The organism is Aquimarina sp. Aq107 (assembly GCF_943733665.1).
Taxonomy (GTDB): Bacteria; Bacteroidota; Bacteroidia; order Flavobacteriales; family Flavobacteriaceae; genus Aquimarina.
This window is the reverse complement of sequence record NZ_OX030782.1, coordinates 726,861-743,409: the sequence shown is the minus strand read 5'-3', so window position 1 is coordinate 743,409 and position 16,549 is coordinate 726,861. Positions and strand designations below refer to the sequence as shown.

Annotated in this window: 19 protein-coding genes; 16 read left to right on the top strand and 3 right to left on the bottom strand. The window is 31.9% G+C overall.

Features of this window, described 5'->3' with window-relative positions; translation table 11 throughout:
• Nucleotides 1–42 precede the first annotated feature (42 nt).
• From NMK29_RS02880 to NMK29_RS02850, 7 genes are all read left to right on the top strand, one after another.
• Complete coding sequence (locus tag NMK29_RS02880) at nt 43–879, top strand: phytoene/squalene synthase family protein (RefSeq protein WP_108803412.1); 837 nt, start codon at nt 43–45, stop codon at nt 877–879.
• Nucleotides 880–904: 25 nt separating this feature from the next.
• Nucleotides 905–1,603: a lycopene cyclase domain-containing protein gene (locus NMK29_RS02875; RefSeq protein ID WP_108803411.1), complete on the top strand. Its 699-nt coding sequence runs from the start codon at nt 905–907 to the stop codon at nt 1,601–1,603.
• Nucleotides 1,604–1,731: 128 nt separating this feature from the next.
• On the top strand, nt 1,732–2,391 hold the full coding sequence (locus NMK29_RS02870) for a carotenoid biosynthesis protein (RefSeq protein ID WP_108803410.1): 660 nt from the start codon (nt 1,732–1,734) through the stop codon (nt 2,389–2,391).
• Nucleotides 2,392–2,432: 41 nt separating this feature from the next.
• Entirely contained in the window at nt 2,433–3,008 is a 576-nt protein-coding gene (locus NMK29_RS02865) for a 1-acyl-sn-glycerol-3-phosphate acyltransferase (RefSeq protein ID WP_254097154.1), read from the top strand.
• The gene (locus tag NMK29_RS02860) at nt 3,005–4,108 is read left to right on the top strand and encodes a glycosyltransferase family 2 protein (RefSeq protein WP_108803408.1); all 1,104 of its coding nucleotides are present in this window, start codon (nt 3,005–3,007) and stop codon (nt 4,106–4,108) included. Before NMK29_RS02865 ends, NMK29_RS02860 begins: the two co-directional genes overlap by 4 nt.
• On the top strand, nt 4,075–4,830 hold the full coding sequence (locus NMK29_RS02855; protein WP_108803407.1) for a M48 family metallopeptidase: 756 nt from the start codon (nt 4,075–4,077) through the stop codon (nt 4,828–4,830). The genes NMK29_RS02860 and NMK29_RS02855 overlap by 34 nt, the downstream gene beginning before the upstream one ends.
• 18 nt (nt 4,831–4,848) lie before the next feature.
• A complete protein-coding gene (locus NMK29_RS02850) occupies nt 4,849–5,952 on the top strand; it encodes a DUF4056 domain-containing protein (RefSeq protein ID WP_108803406.1) in 1,104 nt (367 codons plus the stop codon).
• 105 nt (nt 5,953–6,057) lie between these two features.
• On the opposite strand, the gene NMK29_RS02845 is transcribed toward NMK29_RS02850, so the two are convergent.
• Nucleotides 6,058–6,663 (bottom strand): NUDIX hydrolase, encoded by a 606-nt coding sequence (locus tag NMK29_RS02845; protein WP_108803405.1) that lies wholly within the window; start codon nt 6,661–6,663, stop codon nt 6,058–6,060.
• Nucleotides 6,664–6,671: 8 nt separating this feature from the next.
• Here NMK29_RS02845 and pyrE point away from each other — a divergent pair, with 8 nt between their 5' ends.
• Entirely contained in the window at nt 6,672–7,313 is a 642-nt protein-coding gene (gene pyrE / locus NMK29_RS02840; protein ID WP_108803404.1) for an orotate phosphoribosyltransferase, read from the top strand.
• A 12-nt stretch (nt 7,314–7,325) separates the two neighbouring features.
• The gene (locus NMK29_RS02835; protein WP_108803403.1) at nt 7,326–7,718 is read left to right on the top strand and encodes an orotate phosphoribosyltransferase; all 393 of its coding nucleotides are present in this window, start codon (nt 7,326–7,328) and stop codon (nt 7,716–7,718) included.
• Between the two features lie 6 nt (nt 7,719–7,724).
• Here the strand turns inward: NMK29_RS02835 and NMK29_RS02830 are convergent, their stop codons facing one another.
• Nucleotides 7,725–8,456: a biotin--[acetyl-CoA-carboxylase] ligase gene (locus NMK29_RS02830; RefSeq protein ID WP_108803402.1), complete on the bottom strand. Its 732-nt coding sequence runs from the start codon at nt 8,454–8,456 to the stop codon at nt 7,725–7,727.
• A 90-nt stretch (nt 8,457–8,546) separates the two neighbouring features.
• On the opposite strand from NMK29_RS02830, the gene rsfS reads away from it, so the two are divergent.
• From rsfS to NMK29_RS02800, 6 genes are all read left to right on the top strand, one after another.
• Entirely contained in the window at nt 8,547–8,918 is a 372-nt protein-coding gene (gene rsfS / locus NMK29_RS02825; RefSeq protein ID WP_108803401.1) for a ribosome silencing factor, read from the top strand.
• Between the two features lie 11 nt (nt 8,919–8,929).
• Nucleotides 8,930–10,876: an ATP-dependent zinc metalloprotease FtsH gene (gene ftsH, locus NMK29_RS02820; protein ID WP_108803400.1), complete on the top strand. Its 1,947-nt coding sequence runs from the start codon at nt 8,930–8,932 to the stop codon at nt 10,874–10,876.
• Nucleotides 10,877–10,996: 120 nt separating this feature from the next.
• Entirely contained in the window at nt 10,997–11,608 is a 612-nt protein-coding gene (locus NMK29_RS02815) for an LUD domain-containing protein (RefSeq protein WP_108803399.1), read from the top strand.
• Between the two features lies 1 nt (nt 11,609).
• Nucleotides 11,610–12,419, top strand: coding sequence for a phosphatidate cytidylyltransferase (locus NMK29_RS02810; protein ID WP_108803398.1), 810 nt, complete (start codon nt 11,610–11,612; stop codon nt 12,417–12,419).
• Nucleotides 12,409–13,056 carry a phosphatidylserine decarboxylase family protein gene (locus NMK29_RS02805; protein WP_108803397.1) on the top strand — a complete coding sequence of 216 codons (648 nt, stop codon included), beginning with the start codon at nt 12,409–12,411 and terminating at the stop codon, nt 13,054–13,056. The genes NMK29_RS02810 and NMK29_RS02805 overlap by 11 nt, the downstream gene beginning before the upstream one ends.
• Before the next feature lie 2 nt (nt 13,057–13,058).
• On the top strand, nt 13,059–13,328 hold the full coding sequence (locus NMK29_RS02800; RefSeq protein WP_027392393.1) for an acyl-CoA-binding protein: 270 nt from the start codon (nt 13,059–13,061) through the stop codon (nt 13,326–13,328).
• Nucleotides 13,329–13,381: 53 nt separating this feature from the next.
• Here the strand turns inward: NMK29_RS02800 and NMK29_RS02795 are convergent, their stop codons facing one another.
• Entirely contained in the window at nt 13,382–16,015 is a 2,634-nt protein-coding gene (locus NMK29_RS02795; protein WP_108803396.1) for a valine--tRNA ligase, read from the bottom strand.
• A gap of 126 nt (nt 16,016–16,141) precedes the next feature.
• Between NMK29_RS02795 and NMK29_RS02790 the strand changes: the two genes are divergently transcribed.
• Entirely contained in the window at nt 16,142–16,546 is a 405-nt protein-coding gene (locus NMK29_RS02790; RefSeq protein ID WP_027392395.1) for a DUF1573 domain-containing protein, read from the top strand.
• Nucleotides 16,547–16,549: the final 3 nt, after the last annotated feature.

The window sequence follows — 16,549 nt, the reverse complement described above, 5'->3', positions numbered from 1 at the left end:
TACTAATGCAAAATTGCATTAAAAAAATTTAAAAAACGGTAAATGAAGGGATTATTTGATGATGTATCATTTAAGTGCAGTAAGATAGTTACACAAAATTATAGTACTTCATTCTCTATGGGTATCAAACTGTTTGATAAATCAATAAGAGATAGCATATTTAGTATTTATGGATTTGTGCGTTTTGCCGATGAAATTGTCGATACATTTCACGATTACGATAAGACCACTTTATTTTCAAATTTTGAAAAAGACTATTACCGTGCTTATGATCAAGGTATAAGTCTTAATCCAATACTAAACTCATTTCAAATAACTGTTCGCAAATACAACATTGATGATGAGTTAATTCAGGCCTTTTTAAAAAGCATGCGCAGTGATTTATCAAAGAAAGAGTTTGATGATAATGAGATTAAAGAATACATATATGGATCCGCAGATGTAGTAGGGTTAATGTGTCTTAAAGTCTTTGTCAATGGTGATGAAGAACGTTATCAAGCCTTAAAACCAGCCGCAATGCGTTTAGGTTCTGCTTTTCAGAAAGTAAATTTCTTGCGTGACATAAACGATGATATCAATCAGTTACATCGTATCTACTTCCCTATCTTAAGGGATAATGAACTAACTGAAAATATCAAGAAAAAAATTATTGAGTATATCAATGAAGATTTCAAAGTTGCTCTAGAAGGGATCAAAGAACTTCCGGACAACTCAAAAAACGGTGTTTATGCTGCGTACCTTTATTATACTAAGCTTACCACCAAAATAGAGTATACACCTGTTGAGAAATTATTGAACGAACGAGTTCGTATACCAAATAGATCTAAAATATGGACATTAGCGTCTATTTACATCAGCAACAAACTTAAACTGGCATAGAACACAATACTAAACTTTACGAACTATGTCTCTTTACCTAATTATACTTATTATATCACTTGCTGGACCTCTGGCTTTGAGTTTCGAGAAAAATCTGAAACTATATAAGCGTTGGAAATATCTAATTCCTGCAATCCTAATAACTATGGTTGTTTTTGTTGCTTGGGATATCATTTTTACTCATATTGGATGTTGGTTTTTTAATCCAATCTATAATTCTGGGATTTACATAAAAAAACTTCCTTTAGAAGAGTACCTATTTTTTATTGCAATTCCGTATGCTTGCGCATTCTCTTTTTATGCGGTTAAGTTTCATTTCCCTAAATTCAAAGTAAATGAGAAATGGACTAAAATTTTAACCATTCTTATTGCAATAGCGTCCCTTACAACCTCATTATTAAACTACGATCTCACGTACACTTTTGTTAATTTTCTTGTTTTACCAGTAATACTCCTATTGGGTTATTATTTCACAAGAGAAGTAGTACAATATTATTTAGCTATATACCCGATTTTACTTATTCCATTTTTCATTATTAATGGAATACTAACTGGAACAGGAATTGAGCAAGCCGTTTTTGACTATAATCCAGAAGTAATACTAGGAATTCATGTTCTTTCAATTCCGCTCGAAGATATGTTTTATAATTTTTCATTGCTTTTATCACCCTTAATGCTTACTCATATTTTTGAAATGAGAGCTAAAAAAAACAAAAAGGTATGAAAATTGCATTGAAGGATTTCAGAATTCATGGCTTGTATTTATTTGATGAGCATATTTGTTCATTTAATGAAATATCAATCTGTTTAGCAAGCACTAAAATTATTGCTAATAAAACACTCTCATGATAGATGAATCGGATAATTAAATACATTATTAATGAGGGACTTCCAATAACTTTTATAGTTTTTTACTGCGTAGGGTTAGTTTTGTATTTCTCACCTAGTACTCATGATTTATTTATACTAATAACACCATACACATTAGTACTTGTTTCTGCAGCAGTCTTTTCTCATCATAAAGAATGGAATTTAAAAACGACCATAGTTTTAGCTAGTATATTTATATCAAGTATACTAATCGAAATTATTGGTGTAGCAACTGGTAAGCTTTTTGGAGTTTACACTTATGGTCAAGGACTTGGTGTTAAAATAGTAGACGTACCTGTTATTATTGGTCTTAATTGGGTTTTCTTAACGTATGCATCCAATGGAATAATATCTAAATATACATCAAACAATAGTTTTATCATTGTGGGTGCTGGAGTGTTAATGGTATTATATGATATCCTATTAGAAAAAGCAGCTCCGTTGATAGATATGTGGATGTTTTCTAACAACGAACCTCCTATAAATAATTATATAGCTTGGTTTATATTGGCTTTATTATTTAATTGGGTAATCCAGAAGTTTAAAATAAAAACAAACAATCGCCCTGCACGTTGGTTATTTTTTATCCAGTTTAGCTTTTTTATAATTTTAGTTATTCACCATATTTATATACAGAAATGATACGAGCTAATCATAATAAATACTGGGTGAAATTTTCTTATTTGTATACCAAAATACTAATAGGATTTTTCTTTAGCAGTATTAAATATAAAGGCGAATATGAAGAAAAAGGCCTTCCTATTCTAATGATCAGTAATCATTTCTCTTTTTATGATGGTTTTATTCAAATTTTACTAAATCTAAAAATCTTCAAACGAAGATTTAACTTTATGATGCTTGAAAAAGAACTGAAAAAAAACATGATGCTGACTAAAATTGGTGCTAGTTCAATCAATAAGGGAAAAAGGTCTAGTATCGCTAGTCTTGATTATGCAATCGAAATGTTAGAAGACAAAGAAAATTTATTTTTATTTTTTCCGCAAGGGAGAATTCAAAGTATCTACACAAAAGAATTTACTTTTGAAAAAGGGTTACTTTCTCATATTTTAGCAAATGCTAAAAATAATTTCCAATTAGTATATAATGTAAACCTAATTAATTATGGCACTAAGCTCAGACCCGATTTAAATGTCTATTATGAAACACAAACTATAACTACAACTACAAATGCCGAAGATGTAGAACGAGAGTTTAATCGTTTTGCAAAAGTGTGTTTTACAAAACAAGGTATGAAATGATCTATTTCTGTTATTTTTTAATAATCTTACTTATTATCAGATTACTGGTATCATTTGTTAATTACCTTTCGTTTGCGTATTTACCAAAAACAACTTCATTAACTTCTGTACCATCTGTTTCTATTTTAGTACCAGCTCGTAATGAAGAAGAAAACATAGGGACCCTATTAGAACAACTATCAACATTTCAATATAATGATTTAGAAATCATTGTCTATAATGATCACTCGACGGATAAAACGGAGAGTATTATTAAACACTGGGCAGCCCTCAAACCTAACATTAAATTATTAAATGGAGATGCGCTTCCAAAAGGTTGGTTAGGTAAAAATCATGCTTGCCATCAACTAGCAAATGCTGCTACTGGTAACATATTACTTTTTTTAGACGCAGATGTAAGCGTAAAAAAGGGTGTAATTAAACGAAGTATTAGCTATCTTCAACAACACGATCTACACTTATTATCTGTATTTCCAAAACAAATAGTTAAGTCTATTGGAGAAAAAGTTTCGGTACCTTTAATGAATTGGGTTTTATTAAGCATCCTACCAATATACCTAATAAGAAAATCAAAAAATAAAATTTTTTCAGCAGCTAATGGTCAATTTATGATGTTTAAAGCTGCTACATACAAAGAAATATGGCCTCACGAAAGATATAAGTCTAACAAAGTAGAAGATATAGCTATTATTAGACTATTTAAACAAAAAAAGCTAGCTAGCGACACACGCTTAGGAGATAATGATATTTCTTGCAGAATGTATGTTGGATTAGATGAAGCTATTGAAGGATTTATCAAAAACATATTCCAATTCTTTGGTAACAGTATTTTAGTAACTATCACTTTTGGAATACTAACAACCATTGCACCATTCGTAGTATATCTATACATGGGTTTATGGTGGTTAATTGCCTATCTTGTTGGTATTGTATCCATTCGATTTTTTGTTATGCTAGCAAGCCAACAAGCAATTGTTCAAAACCTACTATTAGTCCTACCGCAACATATTATATTTCTTTTAATAATAATTAAGGGCCTCATCAATAACAAACAGAAAAAACTAATATGGAAAGACAGAAATATATTACAAGATCTATAATTTCGATCATAACTATACTGTTTTCAATGCAATTAGGCTTTTCTCAAAGTCCTTATCGTGATCCAATTTACAAAGCTTATTCAAGAGGTAAAATGGATAAATGGTATGAATTAATGCATTCTTGCGAAAAAAATGCTAATCCCAATAATTTCCAAGAACAATTAGAACTTATCAGTTATTACTATGGCTATACAGCTTGGTTAATTGGGGCCGAAAAAGATGATACAGCAGAAGAATATATTGATAAATCAGAAAAAATTATAGACAGGTTACTAGAGGAATCACCAGAAAACGCAACCTTGTTAGCCTACAAAGGAGCTTATATTGCATTTACCATTGGCATCTCTAATCTAAAGGCTATTTACTTAGGTAGAAAAAGTATGAGATACATAGATAAATCTATTGAAATAGACTCAGAAAATATTCAGGGAAATATCGAAAAAGGAAACTCTATGTATTATCGCCCATCTGCTTTTGGTGGAGATAAAGGAGAAGCAATTAAATACTACATTAAGGCAGTTAAAAGCTTTGAAAAACAAGGATTAGTTGTGAATAATTGGATGTACATAAACACAATGACGGCTCTAGGACAGGCTTATGAAGCTACGGACCAAATACAGTTAGCCAAATTATGCTATGAGAAAATAATGCGAATATTCCCAAACTTCATGTGGGTTGAAGATGAACTCTATCCTGATATGATAAAACGTAATAATTTATAATATTTATCATCCAACTTCATGAAATTTATTATTAGTAGAACGATATTACAATATATAAAACTCTTTACACTTTTAAGTGTTTTTATTACCTCTATAAATATCAATGCTCAAAGCATACCAGTTGATGACACTATTGATCTAAGCAAAACTCCTCCTAGAATTATAAGGGCTTGTTGTGCTTTTGGATATGATTTAAAAATATGGGGAATCCCATTTGTTTCGATCGATCAGGTTATTAGTATTGATGATCTAAACGAACATCATTATATGGGTAATAAAGATGAAGGCACCGGAACTATCTATACTAATAAAGGTGGTTTTATAGACATCGGCCACTTACGAGATCAAATAGATTGGACTCGTTATTTATACACTACTATCGCACACAATAAAGGAAAAGGAAAAGTAACCATACCTTTACGAAACGAAGCTGGTCGTAAAACTTTATATTTAAATATACCCGAAGATCTAAGCACCGATGATTCTATTTTATTGGCAGGAAAGATAACATATGATCTTTCTCTTTGGCATGAGATTTCTACTTGGTTTGGAGCATCAACTATCCCTTTCATACCAGAAAAATTTTCAAGCTTTTCAGTTGAAGATGTATATTCAAACTTGCTTGGAATACATATAGGAATGAAAACTTTACATTCAAAACTACCTTTTAATAAGGCAGCAACATTGAATATTGGAACCACATTGGACAGTTTAGGAGTTGTTAAAACAGCAAAAGAAACTTATGACGCATATGATGCTATCCACAATAAATGGTATACTAGTAAAAAGCGAATACCTAGTTCCAAAATTACATTAAAACGTGACCCTGATATCCTGCATTCCAGTCGTCCTTGGATCATTCCCAATCAAAATAGTGACAGTAATGATGCAATTATCTTAAACGTACCTCTATTAAACACTAAAGGTGAACCTCTTACTAATTTTTACCAATTTACTATTGATCTTAATTACAGATTTCCTGTAGAAGAGATTTTTCCCAATAGAGAAAACAACCTAATAAATCAAAATGATTTTAGCGTACTATTAGATAGAATCAGTAACGAGATACAAGTCATGGAACAAAATATATTGACAGAAAAAGAAGGAAGTCTTCAGAAATAATAATCTCCTCAAATTAGCTATGACTTTCTATAAGAAAACATATAACACACAGAACCTCATAATAAATATTTTATAGCTTTAATCATTGAAAAGTAATCTTAATTATTAAAGATAATCGTGTGAAAACAATTGTTTAATATTTTCATATGAATCTTTAAGAGCCTTGCGAGCTTTTTTAGCATCTTTCCATTTTACTTTCATGATCCCTTCATCCTTTTGAGGTATTAAGATTCCTGTATATTCTGTTTTCATCTCAAACCAATACGTAACCTTTAGCCTAAACTCACCATTTCTTTTAAAAACATGATACGTCCTATATAAGAATTTAGTAATTTCTAAACCAGTAACTCCTGTTTCTTCCTCTACTTCTCTAACCGCCGTTGTTTCTATGTTCTCTTTTTTTTCGGCTTTTCCTTTTGGAAGATCCCATTTACCATTACGGTGAATAAAAAGAATCTCTTTTTTTGAGTTATATACCTTACCGCCACCTGCTATTACTACGGGTAACTTGGTATACAAATGATCTAATAGCTTTTCTTCATTTTTATGATAAAAGTGATATTTCACTTCCTTGCCTTTACTTTCTTTAAGTAAAATATCCCTTATTATTTTAGGAAAATCTACTTCTTTGATATGAATTGTCTCGCAATCCTCAATAGACTCTTTTGTTGAAAGAATAATAGGCGTATTATTCACAAAAACTTTATACATTTGCAACTATGATTTTTGATAAAAATACAGCTAAAAAAACCGCTGAACTACTGTTGCAAATTAATGCAATTAAATTACAACCACAAGAACCTTTTACATGGGCTTCTGGTTGGAAGTCTCCGATTTACTGCGATAATCGAGTTACCTTGTCATATCCTGTTATTCGTAATTTTTTACGAGAGCATCTTGCTAAATTTATTGAAGAAAAATACGGAAAACCAGACGTTATTGCTGGTGTAGCAACTGGCGCTATAGGTATTGGTATGTTGGTCGCAGAACAACTAAACCTTCCTTTTATCTATGTTCGACCAGAAGCAAAAAAACATGGAAGAAAAAATCAAATAGAAGGAATCGTTCCTTCTGGTAAAAATGTTGTTGTTGTAGAAGATCTAATTAGCACTGGTAAAAGCAGTCTTAATGCAGTAAAAGCGTTAAAAGAAGTGAATGCAAATGTAAAAGGAATGGTAGCTATTTTTAACTATGGCTTTGATATCGCTTCAGAAAATTTCGAAGAAGCGGCATTATCTTTGCACACTTTAAGTAATTATGAAAATCTTCTTGAGCAAGCATTAGATACTAATTACATTACACAAGAAGAACAAAAAACACTACAAAGTTGGAGAACAAACCCAGCAGAGTGGAATCAATAAATTTTTATTTCAATGAATTTAGAAAGCCCTACAGTAACTGTAGAAAAAACTCAACAAGAAGTATTTGAATTTTTAACAAAAGTTGAAAACTTCGAACAATTGATGCCTGAAAGCAAACAAAAGTTTGAAAAATTAAGCGACTCTAGATTTCTTTTCCAACTAAAAGGAATGCCAGAAATTGTTTTAGAACAAAAAGGAAGCACAGAACACTCAACTGTTATTCTTGGAGCTGCTAGCGAAAAATTACCATTTACACTTACAGCCAATATTGTGGATACAGAAAATGGAAAAAGCACAACGCAACTTATATTTGAAGGGCAATTCAATGCTATGATGGGGATGATGATCAAAAATCCTATTCAAAACTTTATCAATACATTAAGTGAGAATATTAGTAAAATTTAATTATTACTAATACAGCAATTTTACTTCTTTCAGATCAAAGCTTTGTATAATTTCATCTTCTAGAAGTATCTGAAGTTTTCCGGCTGAAGTAATATTTTGAATAATACCAACAAAAGAATCACCCTTTACATCCAAAAATGTAGAGGGTTTATTTTTTCTAAATAAAAAAGATTCATATTCTCTTTTTATATTTTGGAAATTAGAACGGTGAAGAATAGAAAATCTATATTCTAATTTTGCTAACAAAATAGACAACACCTCATCTATATCAAAACTCCTATCTAAAATCTTTTTTAGAGATCCAGCAAGCGGAAGATTATCAAAATCTAGTTGATTTATATTTATACCAACACCAATAATTGCACCTCGCAATCTGCCATTATTAACAACATTCTCAATTAAAATACCACACATCTTATATTTATCTGACAGAATGTCGTTAGGCCATTTTATAGACAACTTAGGTAACTTTAACAAATCTAAAGCATCGTAAACACCTAATGAAACAGTCATAGAGATATAAAACTGTTCCATAACATCAAGGTCATTAATCGGCACAAACACACTACACGTAAGGTTTTCTCCTGGATTACTTTGCCAAGTTGTACCCATTTGCCCCTTACCCTGCAATTGTTCTCGTGCTACAACACAAGTAGGTTTTGTTAAATATTTCTCCCGATTCATATCCCTCAGAAAAGTATTTGTAGAGCCAATGGCATCAACTTTGATTATATCCATAAATAACGATGTGAAAGTTTTTACAAATGTCCGGAAATACAGACATTAAAACCATAAAAAGTAATAACTTTACACAAATTAAAAAAATGCATGATTAAAAAAGAAATCGGTACTGATCAATTAATAACCCAAATTATTAAAGGTATTGAAGAAGTAAAGGGTAATAACATTACTATTTTAGATCTTAGAGAAATCGAAAATACAGTTTGTAATTATTTTGTTATTTGCAATGGAACCTCTAATACTCAAGTAAATGCCATTGTTAATTCCATCCAAAAAACAGTTAGCAAATCAATAAAAGATAAACCTTGGCACGTAGAGGGAGGTGAAAATGCTGAATGGGTACTGATTGATTATGTAAATGTAGTTGTACACGTTTTCCAAAAGCATATCAGAGAATTTTATGACATCGAAGGATTATGGGGAGATGCTAAAACAACAACTATCGAAACAAACTATTAAAAAAAGCGTAAATGGCTAAAGAGAATAAAAAAATGGAACCAAATAAAAAACCAAAGTTTAGCGCATATTGGATTTATGGTGTTATAATTGTCGGTTTTTTAGCATTGAATTTTTTAGGCGGAGGAAATATGGGGTCTGCTCCCGAAACAACTCCTTCCGATTTCAATAACTTTTTAAGTAACGGAGAAGTAGAGCGTGTATCAATAATCAATAGACGTAAAGCTAAAGTTTTCCTGACTCAAGAAGCAAAAAGTCAAGAAAAACACACTAAAAATAAAAAGAATTCAATTTTACCAACTAGCCCAAATGACCCGGACTATGAATTTGAGTTCGGAGATCTACAAAATTTCGAGAACGAAATCGCTAGAATTAAAAGTGAAAATGGTTTAGCCACTGAAGTAGGTTATGACACCGAAAGCAATATGTGGGGTGATATCTTTATCACTTTGCTTCCTTTTGCACTTATCATCGGAGTATGGATATTTATTATGCGTAGAATGAGTGGTGGCGCTGGTGGAGGTGCTGGTGGTCAAATTTTCAATATTGGAAAATCAAAAGCAAAACTTTTTGATCAGAATACAGATGTAAAAGTTTCTTTTGAAAATGTAGCTGGTCTCGAAGGAGCTAAAGAAGAAGTGCAAGAAATTGTAGACTTTCTTAAAAATCCTGAAAAATACACTTCATTAGGAGGTAAAATACCAAAAGGAGCCTTATTAGTAGGACCTCCTGGAACAGGTAAAACTTTATTAGCAAAAGCAGTTGCTGGAGAAGCTAAAGTTCCTTTTTTCTCATTATCAGGATCTGATTTTGTAGAAATGTTTGTTGGTGTAGGAGCTTCTAGGGTTCGTGACTTATTTAAACAAGCCAAAGAAAAATCTCCTGCTATTATTTTTATTGATGAGATAGATGCTATTGGTCGAGCAAGAGGTAAAAGTAATTTTTCTGGATCAAACGATGAAAGAGAAAATACACTAAACCAGTTATTAACAGAAATGGATGGTTTTGGAACAAACACTAACGTTATTGTTATTGCTGCAACAAACCGTGCTGATGTATTAGATAAAGCATTAATGAGAGCTGGACGTTTTGACAGACAAATCTATGTTGATCTTCCTGATGTTAGAGAGCGTAAAGAAATTTTCGAAGTACATTTAAAACCTCTTAAAAAAGAAGAAGGATTAGACACTGATTTTCTATCAAAACAAACACCTGGTTTTTCTGGTGCAGATATTGCTAATGTTTGTAATGAAGCTGCTCTTATTGCGGCACGTAAAGGAAATAAAGCTGTTGGAAAACAAGACTTCCTTGATGCAGTAGATAGAATTGTTGGTGGGTTAGAAAAGAAAAACAAAATTGTTACACCTGGAGAAAAACGCGCAATTGCTTTTCACGAAGCCGGTCACGCTACTGTAAGCTGGATGTTAGAACACGCTGCACCGTTAGTAAAGGTTACTATTGTACCTAGAGGTCAATCACTTGGTGCCGCTTGGTATCTTCCTGAGGAAAGACTTATTGTACGACCTAATCAAATGCTAGATGAAATGTGTGCTACTCTTGGGGGTCGTGCTGCAGAGAAAGTAATTTTTAATGAAATTTCCACCGGAGCATTAAGTGACCTAGAGAAAGTTACGAAGCAAGCTCGTGCTATGGTTACTATATACGGTCTTAATGATAAAATTGGAAATTTAACCTATTATGATTCTTCTGGACAAAACGAATATGGATTTACAAAACCATATAGTGAACAAACCAGTGAACTTATTGATAAAGAAATTTCTAATATTATAGAACAGCAGTACCAACGTGCTATAAAACTATTAGAAAACAATAAAGACAAACTTACTGAACTTGCAGAGGTTCTATTAGAAAAAGAAGTTATTTTCAAAGATAATCTTGAGAAGATATTTGGAGAACGTCCGTTTGGTAAGAAAGAAGAAACAATAATCGAACCATCGTAAACGAATATTTCGATTTTTACTAGTAAATTAAAAAAATCTTAATCTAACACTCTTTTTAGATTAAGATTTTTTTATCTTTGAAAGTATTGTTAACCCGTAAATCCCCGATCAAATCTAAAAATGAGTCTATTTAGAAGAATATTTTCCTCAAAATCTAAATCAGACCAAAAGAGTAAGGAACGACACACTGATGATCGCAGTAAATATATGCCAGAAATCAATCTTCCGGTTGATGAAAGTTTTATGATTAATTTCAAAAGAAACGGAGGCAAATTTTTATATTGTGATAGTGACAAAGAAGTTCTAGATTCTTTTGATAAGATCCTTTTAGAAAATGATTGGTATGAAAAAGATGTTTGCTGTTTCGATATGGGACTAGAACATAAATTTTCTGGTTTCAATCTTAATTACATAAAAAAGTCTCCAGCTTCTTTCTTTTTTGCGACTTGCGAATACCTAATTGCGGACAGCGGAGCCATTCTTATATCTTCTAATCAACTTAGAGAAAAAAAATTAACTGAGCTACCAGATGATTTTATCATACTAGCATCTACTAGCCAACTAGTTAATAGTATTGGTGAGGGTTTAAAAGGAATCAAAGAAAAAAACAAAAACTCAATTCCTTCGAATATTACTACTATAAAAAACTTCGAACCACAAAAAGAAAAAGACTTCTTAAGTTACGGAAGTAGCTCAAAAAATCTATATTTGCTGCTGCTGGAAGATTTATAATATGAAGGAACTGCTCACAAGGTCTTTATCGGGATTTTTATACATCTCGATACTATTAATTTCTATATTTATTTCTAAATATACCTTTATTGGAGTATTCTTAATCTTTGGAATTATCTGTATTTATGAGTTTCAAAAATTAATTCACCTAAAAAATACTTGGCTTTATATTATATTTATTGGATTTTTACTTTTATTCCATACTCCAAATCTAAAAATACCTTTATCGGTTATTTTAGTAACTCTTGGACTTACCATTATTACTCAATTATTCTTAGTACGTGATCTTATAACTATCAGGATCATTCCAATGTTCGAAAAAAGAAAATATTTTACTAGTATATTTTTCCTTATCACATCCATTGTTTTTCTAACACTTATTCCATGTTATAACGATGCATATGATCCTATTATGATAGCAGGACCTCTTCTTATGATATGGACAAATGACACCTTTGCTTATTTAGTTGGTAAAAATTTTGGAAAGCACAAATTATTAGAACGTATATCACCAAAAAAAACCATCGAAGGTTTTATAGGAGGTTTTCTTTTTACTTTATTAGCTGGATATTTACTAGCAATATTTTCAGACACTTTATCAATACCTCTTTGGTTGATTATAAGTATAATTATGAGTATTTTTGGTACTCTTGGAGATCTTATACAATCCAAGTTCAAAAGACAAGCTGGAGTAAAGGATAGTGGATCAATAATGCCTGGGCATGGTGGCATTTTTGATCGTTTAGACAGTATTATTTTTGCGAGTCCATTTTTATACGCATTTTTACAAATATTAAGATATGTTTCATAAAGAAGGTTATAAAATTATATCAGTAGCAATAGTGCTTTTTCTTGGTATAAATGCAGCGTCGTATGTATCAATTCAGATAGATGAATGGATTATTGCAATTTTTTCTGTTACGCTAGTTTTTCTGATATTGATATTACAATTTTTCAGAAACCCAAAAAGACGTACTGATATCAATGACCATACTGTGGTAGCACCAGTAGATGGGAAGGTAGTCGTAATAGAAGAAGTATTCGAAAAAGAGTATTTTAAAGAAAATAGATTACAGGTTTCTATCTTCATGTCTCCTATTAATGTACACGTAACCCGACACCCAATAAATGGAGAGGTTAAGTTCAGCAAATACCATCCTGGTAAATACTTAGTTGCCTGGCACCCTAAAGCGTCAGAAGAAAACGAAAGAACTACCGTAGTTGTAAAAAACAATTTTATTGAAGTACTTTATCGACAAATCGCTGGAGCTTTAGCAAAAAGAATTGTAAATTATGCAGAAGAAGGTGAAAAAGTAGCACAAGGTTCTGATAGTGGATTCATAAAATTTGGCTCTAGAGTTGATGTTTATCTACCCGTTGGGACAGAAGTTAATGTAACTTTAAACCAAAAAGTTAGAGGTGGAGAAAGTATTATCGCTAATGTATAAATATGACCGATGAGGAATTAAATATCGCTTTCCAAAAGGCTTTTGATAAAGCCAGTAGTACTACTATAGAATTACCTCCTGATGTTATGTTACATTTCTATGCGTACTATAAACAAGCAATGCATACAGAAGGTTTTTATACTCCGTCTGGGAATAGCGAATTGAGAAATGCATTTAAACTAAATGCTCTTTTTCAAGTTAAAAATCTTACCCCAAAAGAAGCTAAACTAAAATACATTGAGATTGTAAATAAATACATTACGGATATATAAAAAAAAGCACTTTATAAAAAAGTGCTTTTTTTATTCTATATGCTATTTACCTACTACTGCAACCCAGAAAGACTTGATTTTAGAGTAGCTATTTTAGCTTCCGCATCTGCTTCTTTCTTTCTTTCATTAGCAATTACTTGCTCAGGAGCATTGTTTACAAATCGTTCATTCTGAAGTTTCTTCTGAACAGATTTTAAAAACCCCTCCGTATATGTTAATTCTTCAGTAAGTTTTTTAATCTCATCTTCTACATTAACAGCTCCAGATACAGGAACAAAATACTCATTAGATTTAACTCTAAAAGAAAGTGCACCATCTACCTTTTCTTCTACATAAATTAAAGAAGAAATGTTCCCCAACTTAGACACCACTGAATCAAAAGTTGTAGGAGTATTTTCGCTATTTACTATTGACAACTCAATTGTTTCTTTAAACGAAATATTCTTTTCTTTACGAATCGTTCTAATTCCAGAAATTACATCACTAGCAACTTCAAATTCTTTAATTAAATTTTCATCTACAGCAGTAATCTGTGGCCAACTAGATACTATCAAAGCTTCTTCTGGAGTTCTCTTGGTAATATCTTGCCAGATCTCTTCTGAAATAAAAGGAACAAAAGGATGAGATATTTTTAAATTATCCTCTAAGATCTCAATCACTTCTTTATACGTTTTAGCATCAATTGGAGCTTGATAAGCCGGTTTAATCATTTCTAGCAACCAACTACTAAAATCATCTCTAACAAGCTTGTATGTAATCATTAAAGCGTCACTAATCCTATATTTAGCATAAGCATCCTCTAACTCAACTAATGCTTTCTGAAACTTAGATCGATACCACTCTATAGCCACCTTAGAAGCTTCTGGTTGCTCAATCGTCGAATCTACTTCCCAACCACTAATAAGATTATAAGAGTTATAAATTTTATTTACAAAAGACTTTCTTCCCTGATCACATAAATCTTCATCAAACATTAGATCATTTCCGGCTGGTGAACTTAATAGCATCCCTACTCTGATAGCATCTGCTCCATATTTATCAATTAAATCTAATGGATCAGGAGAATTTCCTAAAGATTTTGACATTTTACGTCTTTGCTTATCTCGTACAATACCTGTAAGATATACATTCGTAAAAGGTTTTTCTTTTCTATATTCATAACCAGCAATAATCATCCTTGCCACCCAAAAGAATAAAATTTCTGGTGCAGTTACTAAATCATTTGTTGGGTAATAATAATTAATCTCTTCATTGTCCGGCTCTAAAACCCCATTAAACACACTCATTGGCCATAACCAAGATGAAAACCAGGTATCAAGTGCATCAGGATCCTGAGTTAAATCAGCATCGGTTAAAGCAACGTTTCCTGTTTTTTCTTTTGCTAAAGCAAGTGCCTCTTCTCTAGTTTCAGCAACAACAAAATCTTCTTTACCATCAGCATAAAAATAAGCTGGAATTTGATGTCCCCACCACAATTGACGAGATATATTCCAGTCTCGTACGTTCTCCATCCAATGACGATAGGTATTTATAAACTTTTCCGGAACTAAATTAACATCCTTATCCAAAACAGCATCTAGCGCAGGTTTTGCCAAACCTTCCATTTTTAAAAACCATTGATCACTCAATTTTGGCTCTATTACCGCTTTAGTGCGCTCACTGGTTCCTACCTTATTAAGATGCGTTTCTGTTTTTTCTAGCACACCTATAGATTCAAGCTCTTTAAGAATCTCTTTTCTTACCACGAATCTATCTTTACCTTCATAATGCAACCCAAAAGAATTTAAAGTAGCATCATCATTAAAGATATCTATAACTTCTAATTTATGCTTATCACCTAAAACCTTATCATTTTGATCATGTGCAGGTGTTACTTTTAAACATCCAGTACCAAATTCCATATCCACATATTCATCTTCAATAATAGGAATAGCTCTATCAGCAATTGGCACTATTGCTTTTTTACCTTTTAGATGAGAAAAACGTTCATCATTTGGGTTAATACAAATAGCCGTATCACCCATTATTGTTTCTGGACGTGTAGTAGCGATCGTTAATGTATCATCACTTCCTTCGATTTTATATTTTAAATAATAAAGATTTCCTTGTTTTTCTTCATAAATTACTTCTTCATCAGACAAAGTAGTCTTAGCTTCAGGATCCCAATTAACCATTCGGTACCCTCTATAAATAAGACCTTTATTATATAAATCAACAAAAACTTTGATCACGGATGCAGACAAATTGTCATCCATTGTGAAAGACGTTCGTTCCCAATCACAAGATGCTCCCAGTTTTTTAAGTTGTTCTAGAATTATTCCACCATGCTTATGAGTCCATTCCCAAGCATGTTCCAAAAACTCTGATCTTGTTAAATCATTTTTATCAATCCCATCTGCTTTTAATTTTGCAACTACTTTAGCCTCTGTAGCAATAGAAGCGTGATCGGTACCTGGAACCCAGCACGCATTATATCCTTTCAGACGAGCTCTCCTGATCAATACATCTTGTATTGTATTGTTAAGCATATGTCCCATGTGCAATACTCCTGTAACATTTGGCGGAGGAATGACTATAGTATATGCCTCTCTTTCATCAACTTCAGAATGGAAATAATTATTTTCCATCCAATAGTTATACCACTTGTCTTCTACTGATTTTGCATCATATTTTCCTGCTAAAGCCATAGTTTGGTCCGATTTTTGGATTTTAGAGTGCAAAAGTAATTATTATATACGACAACTTGAAAGTCTTTTGCAATTTTGAAGTTGAATAAAAAGTAACTACTTTTACACATTATAAAAACCTACGTTATGAAAAATGTAATGATGATTTTATTTATTGGTTTTCTGGGAATTACCCTAAACGCTCAGGATGCCAAAGCGAAAATCGATTTTAAAACAGAAGTGATTGATTATGGGGAAATTTCCAAGGGTAGTGATGGAATTCGTCAATTTGAGTTCACAAACACAGGAAATGCTCCGTTAATTATTTCCAGAGTATACTCTAGTTGTGGTTGCACCATACCTAAAAAACCTGAAGACCCTATTGCTCCTGGAGCAACTGGAGTAATTGAAGTAAAATATGACACAAAACGTGTTGGTCCAATTCGTAAAACAATAACAGTTTATTCTAACGCAGAAGAATCTACTAAAGCAATAAAAATAAAAGGTACGGTATTAGACGACACAAAGAGTGTTCTTGAAAAAAAGAATTAAAAA

What these genes read in the sequence shown, in the direction of transcription:
- NMK29_RS02880 (WP_108803412.1), top strand. Translation starts at nt 43, where the DNA reads ATGAAGGGATTATTTGATGATGTATCATTTAAGTGCAGTAAGATAGTT.
- NMK29_RS02875 (WP_108803411.1), top strand. Translation starts at nt 905, where the DNA reads ATGTCTCTTTACCTAATTATACTTATTATATCACTTGCTGGACCTCTG.
- NMK29_RS02870 (WP_108803410.1), top strand. Translation starts at nt 1,732, where the DNA reads ATGAATCGGATAATTAAATACATTATTAATGAGGGACTTCCAATAACT.
- NMK29_RS02860 (WP_108803408.1), top strand. Translation starts at nt 3,005, where the DNA reads ATGATCTATTTCTGTTATTTTTTAATAATCTTACTTATTATCAGATTA.
- NMK29_RS02855 (WP_108803407.1), top strand. Translation starts at nt 4,075, where the DNA reads ATGGAAAGACAGAAATATATTACAAGATCTATAATTTCGATCATAACT.
- NMK29_RS02850 (WP_108803406.1), top strand. Translation starts at nt 4,849, where the DNA reads ATGAAATTTATTATTAGTAGAACGATATTACAATATATAAAACTCTTT.
- NMK29_RS02845 (WP_108803405.1), bottom strand. Translation starts at nt 6,663, where the DNA reads ATGTATAAAGTTTTTGTGAATAATACGCCTATTATTCTTTCAACAAAA.
- pyrE (WP_108803404.1), top strand. Translation starts at nt 6,672, where the DNA reads ATGATTTTTGATAAAAATACAGCTAAAAAAACCGCTGAACTACTGTTG.
- NMK29_RS02835 (WP_108803403.1), top strand. Translation starts at nt 7,326, where the DNA reads ATGAATTTAGAAAGCCCTACAGTAACTGTAGAAAAAACTCAACAAGAA.
- NMK29_RS02830 (WP_108803402.1), bottom strand. Translation starts at nt 8,456, where the DNA reads ATGGATATAATCAAAGTTGATGCCATTGGCTCTACAAATACTTTTCTG.
- rsfS (WP_108803401.1), top strand. Translation starts at nt 8,547, where the DNA reads ATGATTAAAAAAGAAATCGGTACTGATCAATTAATAACCCAAATTATT.
- ftsH (WP_108803400.1), top strand. Translation starts at nt 8,930, where the DNA reads ATGGCTAAAGAGAATAAAAAAATGGAACCAAATAAAAAACCAAAGTTT.
- NMK29_RS02815 (WP_108803399.1), top strand. Translation starts at nt 10,997, where the DNA reads ATGAGTCTATTTAGAAGAATATTTTCCTCAAAATCTAAATCAGACCAA.
- NMK29_RS02810 (WP_108803398.1), top strand. Translation starts at nt 11,610, where the DNA reads ATGAAGGAACTGCTCACAAGGTCTTTATCGGGATTTTTATACATCTCG.
- NMK29_RS02805 (WP_108803397.1), top strand. Translation starts at nt 12,409, where the DNA reads ATGTTTCATAAAGAAGGTTATAAAATTATATCAGTAGCAATAGTGCTT.
- NMK29_RS02800 (WP_027392393.1), top strand. Translation starts at nt 13,059, where the DNA reads ATGACCGATGAGGAATTAAATATCGCTTTCCAAAAGGCTTTTGATAAA.
- NMK29_RS02795 (WP_108803396.1), bottom strand. Translation starts at nt 16,015, where the DNA reads ATGGCTTTAGCAGGAAAATATGATGCAAAATCAGTAGAAGACAAGTGG.
- NMK29_RS02790 (WP_027392395.1), top strand. Translation starts at nt 16,142, where the DNA reads ATGAAAAATGTAATGATGATTTTATTTATTGGTTTTCTGGGAATTACC.